Genomic DNA, 15,427 nt, shown 5'->3' with positions numbered 1-15,427 from the left:
AGCCCAGTCGGCCGCAAAAAGCCGTCACGCGGTTTCGAATTCAAGACATCGGAGGCTCCCGACCGCCGTGAAGCGGTCGTGATTTGCCGACCATACTCGCCCAGCAGCGGCTGGAGATGCTGTCCGCGAGTGAGTGCCCCGACGGGGCACTCATAAGCGCGGCAGGAGCTTTGGTTGGCCCTACGGGGCGAACGTCGCCGAGGTTCCCTGCTTATCGATGCAAGTTGTCCCTATCTTCGGGCCACCGATTGGACCAACCTGATATTCGCCAAGCACGTTGATTGCAGCAGCATGGCTTAGATTCTGCACCAGGATGGGAGGATTGAAATTGCCGTCAGCAACATAGCCGGTGGAGATAGTTGCAGTCCCAGCTTCGTTCAGCACCTCGGCATTTGTCGCGGTTGTACCTTCGACAAGCCTTCCGCGTCCATCAGCGGCGCGTACGACGGCAAAAGGCTTGATTGTCCACGTACCGTCAGCGTTGTATACGACGCTGAAGCTTGAATAGCCCGGCGTCGCATCGCAAACGGCGGCAGTGGCCGAAGATGCCGTGAAGTTCATCACCGTACCAGCGGTGTAATTGCCGGTCTGGACATAGAAGATGCGAATGGGCTGACAATCCAGATTGGTATTCGGCTGGGCTGTCACGAAATTGGATAATGTGACGCCACCGGTAAGAGTCTGCAGGGCCGATCCTGCATTGTAGTTCTCCAGGGTAGGGTTGTAGACCGGCGTTATAATCCGGAAAGAGCCGGCTTGCGGTCCGGACGTGGAAACCGGCGACGAGAGCCCGAGCGATGGAGTTACGGTCATCGTCGTCGTATTCTTGGTTGGTGTTCCGCCGGCCGCCGGCGTTACGTTGATCGCCTGCGTGGCCGAAAGTTGACCTGAGGGTTTACCGACCGTTGGGGGGGTAACCTGCTGTTGAACACCTGCGTAATCCTGCAGAATTAGTGAAAAGGTCAGGATCGCGCCGGATGTCGCATAGGGTAGGAGCGCTTGAGAATACAGACTATTCGTATACACCTCAGGCCCGCCCGTGTAGATAGCCGGCTGCTGGAAGAAGAAGAAGTTCTGAAGCGAGGGGCTGTTGTTTTGCACGTTGATTGTGATTGTCGTAGCCATGACGTTCCTCTCAATTCCGATGTGTTAAGTTTCTGAGACCGGCCATCAAGCATGTGAGCAGGGATCGTCCTCACACCCTGGCTCTGAGTTGGCTCATCTGAGCTTCAGCCCGCAATTGTGAGGCCGAAATGGTCGCACGAATCGGGTCCCTGCGCTTGATCAGCAAGCAGTGTGCCATTGCGGATACTGAGATTCTGTATTTGAAGAGAAGGGAAAGCATGTGCTTAGCTCTACGCTGCCGAAGCGCGTGCTCCGCCAAGTTGGACTTGTGCCATCAAGGTATTAAATCGGACAGGGTAGATTGCGACATGGTCCAAGCGCCAAGGGCGCGCGCCCATCGGAATTGGCGTGCGCATACCGGTCGAGAAGTCTAGCTGAGAAGGTCGTTGTGCCGATCAACTCGACGTGCTCGAGATCGAAGCAAATCCTCGGGCGCGACGGCCTTGCTACTTCACTGCCAGAATCATTACTCAGGTGATGCGGCCGTTAATGTCGGTTCGGCTCATCAATTTCATGTCGTTAAAGAAGAGGGAGGTCTGTTGACCATCTGCCCATTGGATAACAACGCCAAAACGGCCCACGCTCCTTACGACGCCAAGGCCCGCCTCGGCAGTCCCTAGCCCTCAAACATAGTCGCCCCGCTTCAATTGCCTTGCCTCGTCTCCCGTCATAAGGCATTGACCGCAGAAGTATTGGGTAAAAAAGCACCGGCTAAAGCTGTTGGATGGGCGGACGTCCTCGCCCCGCATCGCCGATCTTCCCGCATCGCGTCTGCTCACGAACTATGCTGCCCTGGGAATGGAAGCTCCTGCGCAAAGCCGACAAACCCGCCGATCAGCAGGCGGCCTGACCTTCACGCAACAAGCCATCATAGAGCTCGACGCTCTCACGTGCATGTGCCAATCTGGCGGTCTTCGTCGTATGCGTACTCTTGATGTGAGCGGCGTAGAATTTCTCAATCATCATGGTCAAGCGCTGGCTGCCCGGACTGTGGGCTTTGAAGGCGCGCGCGATTGCATGTATGCGATCGATCGCAAGGCATTTGAATGGCAAATCACGTCGCTGCTGGACGGCGAAGAATACGATTTGCCCAAGCCGCGAAACGGACGTGCCATAACGGCTGTCGCCTATCCGGCATGTCCGCCTCACTAGGTCTATGGTTCGATTACCGTTTTTCGCAGGATTGAAGGGCCCGGCTTTGGTCTAGGTCGAGACGGATGCGCGCCACAATCGGATACAGCGGTCCATCGACCCTTTCGCGTGCGCGCCGGGTCTTCTTTGCGTTCGCTCTCTCAAAGGCGCCGTCGGGCTCTTCCTGCCCCGGGCGGCTTGGCCGCCGACGCGGACACTGTTCTGCATCAACATCCCGAACTGCCGTCCGATCACCCGCATGTACGTGGAGAAGCATCCGGACATGCGCACGCTTATCTGATCGATGACCTGCACCACCGATGGCCTTAGCCAGACCACAGATTAGCCTTGTACGCCAGAAGGCCAAGCGCGACCGTCATCATACGGAGCGGCCCTTTTCCAACTTAACCTCTGGCCCCAAAATCGGGGTCCATTTCAGATGCCCAATGCGGTACCTGCACCAGAGATTTAGTTGCGGCTGTTCTACGCCAGCGCTTGGCCGGCCTTCCAATCCATGACGCCCGGCACAAGCCTTAACTATAGATGAACTGGTTTCTCTCAGCGGGCCCGGCCGGCCCTGCCCCCTGAGGTATGCTAGCGCTCCATCTCGCCCATAAGGATTTCATCTGATGCGTATCGTGGATTGGAAATGAGAGTCCGCATTTCCGCATTCTTGTCCTCGTCCGTAAACCGGAATCCCTTCTTGTAGAAAAATTCTGAAGCTCCCTCATCTTGAGAGAGAAGGGATAGCGTGGAAAGTCCCGCGGACTCCCTAATGTGATCGGCGACTTCGATCATAGCCGTCCCGACCCCCTTGTACCTCGACCGGCCAACATTCTCTATGGTAAGAATTCGCAAACTGTCGCGCACCGGCGCCACGGTCATAGTCCCCACCTTATTGTGTTGACTGGCATCAGAAAACAAAGAAAGATTTTGGACGTTGCCGAAATTGCTACTTGCTCTGTGTAGCCTGACTGACTCACCTGTCCTCTTCTCAACAGCAAAAGAGGTCGGCCCTTCAGCAGCTAAAGCGGCCGTAAAAGCAGTCATATCTGCGCCAGAAGTGCCGGCCAACGCATCGCGCTGCTGGTCCATACTTTGCCCGTAGGCATTGTTGTAATTGGTTCTCATCGCAACGAGTTGTTATGTAGACAAGCTGACAAAAAGCTGACAAAGTCGATATTTCTTGCCAATGCGCAGGCGTCGCCTGACACGCTCGCTTTGCGTCGTCCAAAGCAGTACTCAGCGCTCTAGGTGGTGTGGACTCTAGGTCGTGTGGACTCTAGGTCGTGTGGACTCTAGGTCGTGTGGACTCTAGGGATTCCCTTTTAGGAGCAAATCAGATTCAAGGCTGCCTTTGGGGAGGCAGTCTTGGGTGTGCTGGACCGTTTGGTTTTGAGCGATGCGGCATGGGAACGAATGGCGCCTCTGATTATAGGTCGGCCTGACCAGAAAGGCTCGACCGGGCGCGACAATCGGATGTTCGTGGAAGGCGTGCTTTGGATCGTTCGTACGGGCGCTCCCTGGCGTGATCTGCCTGAAGCATTCGGGGACTGGAACAGCGTCTTCCGTCGCTTCAGTCGTTGGAGCCTCAAGGGAGTTTGGTGGCGGATCTTCGAGGTGATGTCCGATGATCCGGACTTCGAATATCTGATCGTCGATTCCACCATCGTCCGAGCCCACCAGCACGCTGCCGGGGCCAAAAAAGGGGGTCTGAAGATCAGGCGATCGGCCGCTCGCGCGGTGGTCTGAGCACCAAGATTCACATGGCCGTTCGGGGCTTGGGATGTCCCGTACGGTTCACGCTGAGCGCAGGTCAGAAGGGCGATGCGCCACAAGCGGCTGCTTTGCTCGAGGGATTACCAGCCGAGGTCGTCATGGCCGATACAGCCTATGACGCCGATCATTTGCGCCAAGCCATCGCCGCCAAGGGAGCACTCGCCGTCATCCCCAACAATCCGTCACGGGCACTCAAATATCCGCTCGACAAGCATCTCTATGCCCAGCGTCATCTCGTGGAGTGCTGCTTCTCAAAACTCAAGCAATTCCGCCGCGTCGCAACCCGCTTCGAAAAGACCGCCCGAAATTACCTTGCCGTCGTTACCATCGCAGCCACCGTCCTATGGATGCGGTAAGTGTCCACACGACCTAAGGATTCCCTTTTAGGCGCAAATCAGATTCAAGACTGCTTTTGGGTAGGCAGTCTTGGGTGTGCCGCTGCATTGCCTCATTATTCAGTGGGCGCGCTTGAAGACCCGATGGAATCCGACGAGATCAAAGGGGGGCTTTGCGGGCTTAAGCCATACAGGGATTTCTGTCGCCATCAAAAAGTACGGCCCCCCAGAGTGGGTAGGGTCCCGATCCCCTGCTGATGCAGTACCGTCAGTCCTCGTTAGCCTTTTCGAGCTGACTCCGTGGGGCTTACCAGCGGGCAATGGGAAGGCCGAGCAAATTATGACAAGCGAAAGCGCGCCTTCAAGGCCGATTGAAGCCGCGTGGGAGGCGGTGACACTCGGAGAGGCGGCCAACGTCGCGCTAGCCATCTGGGCCGCAATAGTCGCGGCCCACATCACCGCAGCGTCGGTGTATTTTTGGCGGGAGCAGCGCAGCCCAGCATGGTTGGCCGCTCTTGCGATTTTGGCATACTGGCCGATCTTGGTGCTGATCACATGTCTCAGCCTTGCTTTTAAACATCTAATCCGGCCTCTGATTGAGCAAGTCAAACGAAGAAGGCCCGGTACCAAAAGCCGCCCATTAGTAAGGGCGCCTCAGTTGGCGGCCTCTTCGTCATCATCGATGTCGTCGCCGTATTCAAATGATGGCTGAGTTGGTTCAGTAATCGTGGATGCAATCGATCAAGCTTTGCTTTGAAGGCCGTTTCGATTCGGCGCGGGTCATGGACAAACAACCGATACCCATCGGTGAACAGATCATCACCATCGTCTTGCTGGTGATCTTCGCGCTCGTGATTTGGTACGGCACCATGATCTGAGACTTCTTTCTTTGGAGTGGGCCTTGTCTAGCCAGAGACGCCTTTGGCGAAATTGATCACAGAGCTGGTCTCGGTTGTTTGGACAGGGCCCCGCGAAAATTAATGGATTCCTGCCGGGTTATGCTGAACGCGGGGCTTTACGATTTTGCTGTGGCGTCGGGAGGGCGCAAGCCCGACCAGAGTTGCAGCAAAATCGTTGGCGACGATCATGCGGCCGTCACCATCGTTTGCGCGCCGAAGTAAGCCTCGTCGGGCGTGCGTTCGTCAAGGCTCGAGTGAGGACGTCCTCGATTGTGGAACGCCAGATATTTGGAAATCGATGCTCGCGCCTCGAGCACGCTGTCGTAAGCACGCAGATAGACTTCAGCACGCAGATAGACTTCCTCGTATTTGACAGTGCGCCACAGCCGCTCGACGAACACGTTGTCGCGCCAGGCACCCTTGCCGTCCATGCTGATGGCGATGTTCGCGTCCAGCAGCACGCCGGTGAAGTCGAGGCTGGTGAACTGGCTACCCTGATCCGTGTTGAAGAAGATCTCGGGCCTGCCGTGCTTCGCCAACGCCTCCTGGAGCGCTTCGACGCAGAATATCGTCTCCATCGTGATCGATACGCGATGGACCAATACCCTTCAGCTGAACACATCGACGACCGCGGCGAGGTAAACGAATCCACGTCGCATCGGAATGTAGCTGATGTCCATTGCCCAGACCTGGTTCGGCCGCTCGATCTTCAATCCGCGCAATAGGTACGGGTAGATCTTCTGGCCCGGTGCGGGCTTGCTCGTGTTCGGACGGCGATAGATCGCCTCGATCCCCATGCGCTTCATCAGCGTCGCGACGTGGCGGCGGCCAACCTGCATGCCCTCACGCTGCAACAGCGATCGCAGCATGCGCCCCCCTGCGAAGGGATAATCGAGGTGCAGCTCATCGAGCCGGCGCATCAAGACAAGTCCTCGGCCGAAACCGGCCGAGGTTCATAGTAAACCGTACTGCGGGCAAGGTTCAGGACCTTCGCCTGGCGCACGACAGACAGATCATGGTCGCGGTCGATCATCGCTTTGCGCTCAGCAGGGCCGCCTTGGTGAGCGCGCCGGACAAAAAATCGTTCTCCAACGCAAGCTCGCCGATCTTGCCATGTAACGCTTCAAATCGACCGGCGCCTCGGCCGGTCCGTTGTCCTGCCCAAACACTCCGGCGGCGCCTTCCAGGAGTTGGGACTTCCAGGTCGTGATCTGGTTCGGATGGACATCAAACAGTTGCGCCAGCTCGGCCAATGTCTTCTCCCCCTTCACGGCCGCCAAAGCCACCTTTGCCTTGAATGCCGGAGAATGCGTCCGGCGACTCCTCTTCGTCATCTTCGCTCCTGTTTCGCGGCAAGAATCCTCGCCGCTCTCAGGCAGAAAATCCACTCAAGCTACTGTCCGAATTTGCGGAGCCAGCTCTCTGCGTGTGTGTCGCTCTCGCAACGTCACACTTGTCCGCTTGAGTGCAACCTGCCTAAGGCAGGAGACCAGAAACGTCCCGATTACGTCCGTGGTGCTCTTAGCCGTCGCGGGTTTATGCAGCGCAGTTAGGAGACGTTACGCATGTTAACGAGCGATGACATTTATGGAAGTCAGCGCTCGCTGACATTTTCAATTGTCGTCGAACGCGGACATATGGTAATGTAAGCGAACGACAACGTTTTGAATTGCCATGCTCATACGCACATCGGCCGATCTCGGGGCCATCATTCGGGATACCCGCAAACGGCACAAGCTTGATCAGTCCAGCCTCGCCAAGCGCATTGGCGTCAGCCGTCAGTGGGTCATCGAGATCGAGCGCGGCCACGCGCGCGCCGAACTCGGCCTCGTACTCCGCGCTCTTGACGCTCTCGGCATCCATCTAGACGCAGGCAGCGAACAACCACATGGCCGCGGTTCAGAAAAGTCAGCCGTCGATATCAATGCAATCGTGTCAAAAGCCAAAAGAAGCAGGCCATGACCAGCGAACTCGTCGCGCTCCTGGACGGCAGGGAAGTCGGCCGCGTGCACAACGACGCTCGTGGCCGCCTCACCTTCGTCTATGACAGCGATTGGCGTCAAACGAGGGGCGCGTACCCCATTTCGCTCTCCATGCCACTCGCGGCCGAGGAACACGGTCCCGCCGCTGTTCAGGCCTTTCTATGGGGCCTGCTCCCGGACAATGAACGCGTTCTCGATCGTTGGGCGAAGAAGTTTCAGGTCTCGGCTCGCAACGTCTTTGCCCTGATTTCCCACGTCGGCGAAGATTGCGCCGGCGCCATTCAATTCGTCACGCGCGATCGTTTGGAGGAATTGCGAAGCGGTACGAATGACAAGGTTGAGTGGCTTGACGAAACCGCCGTCGCAAAACGTCTGCAAGCATTGAGAGAAGATCATGCCGCGTGGCGGTTGCCGCGTGACACGGGGCAATTCAGTCTTGCCGGCGCCCAGCCGAAAACCGCGCTGCTTCTGCAAAAGGCGCGATGGGGGATACCGTCTGGAGGCATTCCGACAACCCATATCCTTAAGCCGCCGACCGGCCATTTCGATGGCCATGCCGAGAACGAGCACATCTGCCTCAATCTCGCGCGCAATCTCGGCTTGCCCGTCGCCGGAACCAAAGTCGTGCGGTTTGAGAAAGAGATCGCCATTGTCGTCGAACGCTACGATCGGCAGTTCAGTGGCAATGACGTCATTCGCGTCCATCAAGAGGACGCGTGCCAGGCACGCGGCATCATGCCAACCAAGAAATATCAAAGCGAGGGCGGCCCGTCCGCTGCGGATATTATCGAACTTTTACGCACCTACTCCACCGACAGTGTTGATGATCTCGATACATTCATCGATGCCCTCGGCTTAAATTGGCTCATCGGAGGCACCGATGCACACGCTAAGAACTACTCACTACTCCTAGCCAGCGGCCCCACGGTGCGACTTGCGCCACTCTACGATGTTGCCAGCATCCTTCCCTACGACGATGTCGACTTGCAGAAGATGAAGCTCGCTATGAAGGTCGGCGGGGAATACAGGCTAGCCCAGATAGGTGCGCGCGAATGGCAGAAATTCGCCCGCGAGACCCGTTTCGATGCGGAAAAAGTGATTGCTGGATTGAACTCGCTGGCCGAACTGCTCCCCGACAACGTGAGCGACGTGTGCGCTGCCGCGCAAGCGGAAGGGCTAGATAACGTCATTATCGAGCGCCTTTCCGCCAAGTTGATCGAGCGAGCCAAAGAATGCCAACGCCTTCTGAAAAGGTGAAATGGACCCGCGGAGCGGGGCCGCTTGAGCCGGTTTGTTAGTTGGAAACTGACCGCTCCTGATTACTTCCTATCACGCTGCCAGAGACACTGTCTGCTGCTGTTGCTGTGGGCATGTGGTCAACGCGTCAGCGTTGTCCACCATTCCACAGCCTTCGCGGCCTGCATCCGTTCGCGCCAGACCGCCATCGGCGTGCGATAGCCGAGCGCCTGATGAAGGCGACGATCGTTGTAGAAGGAGATCCAGCTCGCGATCCCTGCCTTGGCCTCGCGGCCGTCGGCATAGCCCTTGAGATAGATGTCCTCATGCTTGAGCGACCGCCACAGCCGCTCGATGAAGACGTTGTCCATCCAACGACCGCGGCCATCCATGGAGATCTTGATCCCTGCGCCCGCCAACGCGCCGGTGAAGGCCGCGCTGGTGAACTGGCTGCCTTGGTCGGTATTGAAAATCTCCGGCCTGCCGTACTTCGCCAGCGCCTCCTCCAGAGCCGCCACGCAGAACGAGACGTCGATCGTGTTCGATAATCGCCACGCCAGAACCGCACGGCTCGCCCAGTCGATGATGGCGACGAGATAAAGAAAAGCCACGGCCGATGGGCAGATACGTGATGTCGGCGGCCCACACCTGGTTCGGCCGGTCGATCGTCATGTTGCGCAGCAGATAAGGATAGATCTTGTGGCCCGGCGCCGGCTTCGTCGTGTTCGGCTTCGGTCCCAGCGCCGCGATGCCCATCTTGCGCATCAACCGCTGCACGCGCTTGCGATTGACCTGAAGCCCCTCAGCCTTCAGCATTGCGGTCATTCGCCGCGAGCCCAGGAACGGCCAGGCGATGAAGAGCTCGTCGATCCGCCGCATCAGGGCAAGGTCGTTGTCGTTGGCCGGCCGGTAGACCCCGGAGCGCGCGATGCCAAGCAACAGGCATTGCCAACGGATCGACAGCGCCTTGTCCGCGCGATCGAGCATTCCTCGACGGTCCGGCGTGCTCATCTTCCGGACCTCCGCGCTAAAAAATCGCGCTCGACCGTCAGTTGTCCAATCCTGGCGTGCAGCTTCTCGATCTCGCGTTCGCGCGTTTCCTCGCTCTCGCGCCCGACACCCGCATCAAAGGCCCGCGCCGCATGGTCCAGCAGTTGCTTCTTCCAGGCATAGATCTGGTTCGGGTGAACCCCATAGCGCTGGGCCAGATCGGCCACCGTCGCCTGCTCCCGCACGGCTTCCAGCGCAATCTTTGCCTTCAGTGCCGCGTCGATCTTGCGTCTCGTCTTCGTCGTCATCATGCCCTCCGTCTATCAAACGGAGCGGCCCTTTTCCAACTAACCTCTGGTCCCAAAATCGGGGTCCATTTCACTCGCGCCCCGTTCGCCCAACCCATCCCTCAAGCGCGTTGCAAAGTACCGGTCGTCAGGCGGTGAAAAGCCGAAGGCACCCGCGCGCCTCGTCAGAGCAGATGTGCGGCCCATCAATCGGACTAAAAAAACGCACTCTCACGAATAGGACGGGTTAGTCCCGGCATCTGCTGGAGCGGGTTGAGTGTGAATCGTTCTGGCTGGCAAGTCCAGCATTTGCAGATGTGTTCGTAAGGCGTGAGGCCGTTCAGGGTCTTCAAGCGCCGAGCGTAGTTGTAGGCGGTGATGAAAGGTGAGCTTCGAGCTGATCGTGTCGATCATAGTGGTAGCGTTGGACGGTCGCTTCCTTGATCGTGCGGTTCATGCGCTCGACCTGGCCATTGGTCCAGGGATGCTTGATCTTGGTCAGCCGATGTTCGATCCCGTTTTCTTGGCATCGCATATCGAACATATGCGTCACGTATATTGCTGTCGGGCCGTCCGCATAGCGGGGCGGGAAGGTGAACTGGATCCCATTGTAAGTGAGCACTGTTTGGATCTTGTAGAAATAAGCGATCGGATAAGCCTTGAACTTTTTCTTCGAAGGCTTGCCGCCTTCAACCTCCGGCAATCGGCTGATGCCGTGGCGCTGGAGGCAGCGATGCAGGGTGACCGCGTCAGATGCGGGATGGTCAGCTGCAAATTCCGTTTGCTATCCTACCCCAGCTCGTTGAGCCGGAGTATCGCCGAAACCTCGTCCAGCTCCAGCGTGACCTCCCTCCGCGGATCTTCGAACCGCAGAGGACCTGAACTGATTCGCTGCATAAACCCCGTTCTGACCGTGTCGCGAGGGGATCAATTCCTCGTCTCGTCAGGGAGCAATTTTCCACGTCGCCCGACAGCGCTCGTCAGGTACTCGACAGCTTCCTCTCATAGCAAAAATTGTGGGGAAGAACATCCGAGTGTCCGACTGCCTGCGGCGCGGACGGTTCGGACCCACGCTGGTTTGTTGCTGGATCCAACGTTGAGAGCACATTCTGTGCTGTGGATTTGGTCGCCGCGCTGCCGTCTCGATTGCCCCGCGCACGAGATCCAAACCGAGCTCTGATGCGCCTATATCTTCGAAAGTGAGAACGGATGGATTTCACCTCAACTAGCCGACTGCAGCAACAATCGAACAGCGCCGCCCAGCAAGAGACTGCACCGGTGTCCCCGTCGACAGACGCGGCGGCCTTTGAGCGGCAGCTAAGCGAGATCACCCGTCCAGGTGATCGTGTGCTGATGCAGACCCCGCCCCATCAAGTCGCCGCATCGCCATCGGAGGCGCAGCCCATCATGCAGGCGAGCGGGCGCGAATGCCCTCCAGCGTCGCAGGGTGAAGGCGGCGGGCCGATGCCAGGCGCCTCGGCGCTGCAGTCTGGCCAGTCAACAGAGGTTTACATAGGTATCAGCAGGCGTCCTCTTTATTCCCAAGATGCTGACCTTATTTTGGGGCTTGAGGAGGCCCTCATCAAAGGGGGGGCTGCCGAGCGCACGGCCAAGAACAATGTGAGTAATCTTCTCACTCTCGACCGCTGGCTCTTTGAAAACAAAAAGCAGGCCATTGCTGCTCGGCTTAACGACGAGTCGCTGACCAATGATGTCCAGGAGTTCATAAGAAAGGGCGGTACCAAGAAGGTCCGTACAGCACTAGATCATCTCCGGACCTCGCAGTCGACGGGCGGAATCGTGCCGATCGCAGGCCTCACTGAGTTGAATCCTTATCCCAAGGACGCGGCTCTCATCAAAGAGTGCAAAAACGAAACACCAACACATATCGTCCAGAACTATGCAACTGCTCTTCGCAGTTTCAGTGACTACCTGCGTGAAAATAACAAGAAGGGCATTGCTGCTCGGCTTTCCGACAAGTCGTTGGATAAAGATGTCGACGGCTATAAGAAAACGCCCGGTCGAGACCCGAAGATCGGGGCCGCTCTAACTTATCTCCGAGGCTCGCGAGCGGGCGCCCGAGCGATGGAACTCGTGCGCGTTATCTCACCCGTTCCTGATTCTGAAGACGCGGTCCTCATGGAGCCGACGCGAGTCAGGGACGCCGCCGCGCCGCGCAGCGCGTGGGAGAGATCTGGCAGCTGGCCAGAGGTCCTCCCCGTGGAAGGTCACGATCAAGATTTGCCTTTGGGGATGATGGACGAAACCCGCCCGTCGTCGCCTCCCGGACCAACCGCGCAAGTCGGTGCATCGCCATCGGAGGCGCAGCCCATTATGCGGGCGAGCGGGCACGAATACCCTCCAGCGTTGCGGGGTGGAGACGGCGGGCCGATGCCAGGCACCTCGGCGCTGCAGCCGGGCAAGTCACCTGGGGTTTTGGTAGGTCGCAGCAAGCGCCCTCTTTATCTCGAAGATAAGCCCCTTATTTTGGGGCTTAGCAAGGCACTCACCGGGGTCGCCGAGCGCACCGCCCAGGACAATGTAGGTCATCTTCTCAGATTGGGCCGCTGGCTCTTTGAAAACAAAAAGCAGGCCATTGCTGCTCGGCTTAACGACGAGTCGCTGACCAACGACGTTCGGGAGTCGATAGGAAAGGGTGATCCCAAGAGAGTCCGTAAGGCACTAGATCATCTCCGGACCTCGCTGTCGACGGGCGGAATCGTCCCGATCGGAGGCCGCGCTAAGCTGAATCCGCACCCCGGGGACGAGGCCCTCATCAAAGAGTACAAAAACGAAGCAACGACAGGTACCGGCATTACCTATACGGTTGCTCTTGGCAGTTTCAGTGACTACCTGCGCGAAAACAACAAGCCGGGCATTGCTGGTCGGCTTCCCAGCACGTCGTTGGATGGAGATGTCGAGGACTATAAGAAGGACGCCGGTGGTTACCGCAACATCAGTGCCGCACTGGCCCATCTCCGAAAATCGTCGGCCGGCGCTAAGGCGATGGAGCTCGAGCGCCATATTTCTCATCCTGATCCCGAAGACGCGGCCCTGATGGAGCCGAGGCGGGTCGGCGACGCCGCTGCGGAGCACAGCGCGTCGCAGGAAGCTGGCAGTTGGCCAGAGGAGCTTCCTGCGGAAGCCCACGATCAGGATTTGCTTTGGGGGCTGATGGACGAACCCGGCCCGTCGTCCTCGGCGCTGCAGCCGGCTCGATCAACTGGGGTTCGCAGGAAGCAGCCTCTTTATTCCGAGGACGCTCGCCTTATTTCGGAGCTTGAGAAGGCCCTCATCAAGGGCGGGGCTACCGAAATCACCGCCAAGGCCAATGTGTGGCCCCTTCGCAGCTTTGGCCGCTGGCTTGTCGCAAATAAAAGAAAGTCCATTGCTGCTCGGCTCGACGACAAGTCGCTGACCGATGATGCTGAGTTCTTTGGAAAGGGTAATCCCACGAGACTCCTTACGGCAATTGGTCATCTCCGGACCTCGCAGTCGACGGGCGGGATCGTGCCGATCGCAGGCCGCGCTAAGCTGAATCCTTATCCCCAGGACGTGGCTCTCATCAAAGAGTACAAAAACAAAGCTGCGACAGGTACCGTACGTACCTATGCAGTTGTTCTTAACAGTTTCAGTGACTACCTGCGTGAAAATAACAAGAAGGGCATTGCTGCTCGGCTTTCCGGCAAGGCGTTGGATGGAGATGTCGAGGATTATAAGGACGCTGGTGGTAATCGGAAGATCGGTGCCGCACTGGCCCATCTCCGAAAATCGCCGGCCGGTAAGGCGATGGAGCTCGATCGCCATATTTCCCCCATTCCTGATCCCGAAGACGCGGCTCTGATGGAGTCGAGGCGGGTCGGCGACGCCGCTGCGCGGCACAGCGCGTCGCAGCAAGCTTTCAGCAGGCGAGAGGAGCTTCCTGCGGAAGGCTACGATCAGGATTTGGTTTTGGGGCTGATGGACGCCCCCGGCCCGTCGTCGTCTCTTGAGCCAGCCGCGTGCCATGACCAGGCACCGGATCCCGGAGAGTCCGACCGCCAGCAGTTCCCGGACGAGCCGATCGGTGCACTTGCCAAGAGCAACCTCCTGCCAAGCGAGGAGGTCGTCATCAACGATGAGCATGACACAGCTGAATTGAGGCCAGCGAAGAGGCCGAGGACCCTAGACAATCTGCACGGCGTTGCCATTGAGCGGCAACTGAGCGAGATCGCCAATTCAGGCGGTCGCCTGCTGACGTCGGCCCCCACCCATCAACTGGGTGCATCGCCATGGCAGGCGCAGCCGACGATGCAGGGGAGTGGGTACCAAGATGCCACGGCGCTGCAGCGAGCTGTCAGTCGGCCATTGGTCCTCCCGGAAGGTTATAATCAGGATCTGCGTTTGATGGTGGAAGACGGCCCACCGTGGCCCGGGGTTCCCCCGGAGCAGGCGCAGGACATAGTCCAAGCTGGACAGCAGGAACCTGCCTGGTCCGCCTCAACCTGGTCGCCGCAGATGCCGCTCAACTTTGATTGGAGTATGTGGCCGGTCCTGGAAGCATCGCCAGCGCACTCTGCCAGGGTTCACTCAGACACCTATGGCGGTCTTGAAGCAGCGGTTAATCCGAATTCGCCCGCATCATTTGAGTTGCGTGACAACGCTTGGAGCCCGCCGCCCGACTTTGCGCCGCCGTTTGCCAGGGCGGTACTGGGTCATCACCATGGCGCTCGACAGCTCGGCTCGCCGCAGCGGCTTTCTCCGATGCCAGCCTCCTCGGACGATGAAGCTTTGGCGTGGTTGAGCGAGGAGTTGTCGCGGCGGAAGATGCAAGCACCGGCGTCACCATCAACTGCCAGGGTTCAGCATCTCGCACTGGTGAATCCGAATCCGTCCGAGTTGCGCGACGATGCTCACTTTGAGCCAGCGCAGGCTGCCAGGGCTCGCTCAAGCACCTACGGCGGTCCTCCATTGGTTGATCTGACTGCGGCCACGCCGTCTGAATCACGCGACGATGTTAATTCTGTGCCGGCGTTTCCGAGCACCTCCTACGATGCTCAGATCGGGGCTTTAGGTCCGACAGCCTCGCCTCACGGCCGCGGGCTGGTGCTCGAGGACACGGAATGGCTGGGCGACGAGCATGTCCTGAGAGATTACCAGCTCCTGGCGCAAGAGTTGGGGGGGGACAATCCGGATCTCGCCGCCCGGACGCGGTTCGTGGATCCTCTCATAACCCTTGTTAGCCTGCGCTTGGGCACCGAGAGCGAAATGCTACGCGCATTCCAGCGCATCGTCCATGATCAGAATGGTGACGACACAGCCGACTTCCTGTTCCTGCCAGTGAACAATGCCCGTGCTACGAATCTCCCCGGCACCCATTGGTCGTTGCTGTTTGTTGATCGCCGCGACCGCGAAAGGCCGGTTGCCTATCGCTACGACTCCATGGGGGAATACAACAACACGCCCGCAGCAGAGCTCGCAGCAAGGCTGGGCGCCCGCCTGGAGTCACGCGGCATGACCCAGCAGCTGAACACTTATGATTGCGGCGTCTTCGTGGTGGACGGCACGCGGGCGCTGGTTAGGCAATTGGAGCAAGGACGAGCACCACACCTGCTGAACCTCAGCAGCCTCGTTGCCAATCGGCAGGCGCTGCAGAACCGACTCAGGGGCTGATGTCGTACGCA

8 protein-coding genes and 3 pseudogenes are annotated in these 15,427 nt (G+C 58.5%); 6 read left to right on the top strand and 5 right to left on the bottom strand.

Features of this window, described 5'->3' with window-relative positions:
* Positions 1–180 precede the first annotated feature (180 nt).
* Entirely contained in the window at positions 181–1,125 is a 945-nt protein-coding gene (locus tag HAP47_RS34040; protein WP_176396269.1) for a hypothetical protein, read from the bottom strand.
* A gap of 921 nt (positions 1,126–2,046) precedes the next feature.
* Here HAP47_RS34040 and HAP47_RS34035 point away from each other — a divergent pair.
* Positions 2,047–2,277, top strand: coding sequence for a hypothetical protein (locus HAP47_RS34035; protein WP_176396270.1), 231 nt, complete (start codon positions 2,047–2,049; stop codon positions 2,275–2,277).
* A 573-nt stretch (positions 2,278–2,850) separates the two neighbouring features.
* Here the strand turns inward: HAP47_RS34035 and HAP47_RS34030 are convergent.
* Positions 2,851–3,387: a GNAT family N-acetyltransferase gene (locus tag HAP47_RS34030; RefSeq protein ID WP_173640840.1), complete on the bottom strand. Its 537-nt coding sequence runs from the start codon at positions 3,385–3,387 to the stop codon at positions 2,851–2,853.
* 240 nt (positions 3,388–3,627) lie between these two features.
* Between HAP47_RS34030 and HAP47_RS34025 the strand changes: the two genes are divergently transcribed.
* Together HAP47_RS34025 and HAP47_RS34020 are read left to right on the top strand one after the other, a co-directional pair.
* Positions 3,628–4,391 (top strand): IS5 family transposase gene (locus HAP47_RS34025; RefSeq protein WP_173639670.1). Its coding sequence is split into 2 segments (ribosomal slippage): positions 3,628–3,963 and positions 3,966–4,391, totalling 762 coding nucleotides; the frame shifts between segments, so codons are not numbered across the junction.
* A 710-nt stretch (positions 4,392–5,101) separates the two neighbouring features.
* Positions 5,102–5,248, top strand: coding sequence for a hypothetical protein (locus HAP47_RS34020; RefSeq protein WP_166051656.1), 147 nt, complete (start codon positions 5,102–5,104; stop codon positions 5,246–5,248).
* A gap of 206 nt (positions 5,249–5,454) precedes the next feature.
* Here the strand turns inward: HAP47_RS34020 and HAP47_RS34015 are convergent.
* Positions 5,455–6,603: pseudogene (locus HAP47_RS34015) on the bottom strand (IS3 family transposase).
* A gap of 340 nt (positions 6,604–6,943) precedes the next feature.
* Between HAP47_RS34015 and HAP47_RS34010 the strand changes: the two are divergent.
* Both HAP47_RS34010 and HAP47_RS34005 read left to right on the top strand, forming a co-directional pair.
* On the top strand, positions 6,944–7,231 hold the full coding sequence (locus HAP47_RS34010; RefSeq protein WP_173640841.1) for a helix-turn-helix domain-containing protein: 288 nt from the start codon (positions 6,944–6,946) through the stop codon (positions 7,229–7,231).
* On the top strand, positions 7,228–8,508 hold the full coding sequence (locus tag HAP47_RS34005) for a type II toxin-antitoxin system HipA family toxin (RefSeq protein WP_166103963.1): 1,281 nt from the start codon (positions 7,228–7,230) through the stop codon (positions 8,506–8,508). The genes HAP47_RS34010 and HAP47_RS34005 overlap by 4 nt, the downstream gene beginning before the upstream one ends.
* Positions 8,509–8,627: 119 nt before the next feature.
* On the opposite strand, the pseudogene HAP47_RS34000 reads toward HAP47_RS34005, so the two are convergent.
* Positions 8,628–9,785 (bottom strand): annotated as a pseudogene (locus HAP47_RS34000) (IS3 family transposase).
* 194 nt (positions 9,786–9,979) lie between these two features.
* A pseudogene (locus tag HAP47_RS33995) lies at positions 9,980–10,538 on the bottom strand (integrase core domain-containing protein); the annotation flags it as partial.
* Positions 10,539–10,973: 435 nt separating this feature from the next.
* On the opposite strand from HAP47_RS33995, the gene HAP47_RS33990 reads away from it, so the two are divergent.
* Positions 10,974–15,416, top strand: a complete 4,443-nt coding sequence (locus HAP47_RS33990) for a Ulp1 family isopeptidase (protein ID WP_231168555.1) — start codon at positions 10,974–10,976, stop codon at positions 15,414–15,416.
* Positions 15,417–15,427: the final 11 nt, after the last annotated feature.

This window comes from Bradyrhizobium sp. 41S5 (genome assembly GCF_011516665.3).
Taxonomy (GTDB): domain Bacteria; phylum Pseudomonadota; class Alphaproteobacteria; order Rhizobiales; family Xanthobacteraceae; genus Bradyrhizobium; species Bradyrhizobium quebecense.
Note: the sequence above shows the minus strand (reverse complement) of the source record. Positions and strands in the feature narration are given on the sequence as shown.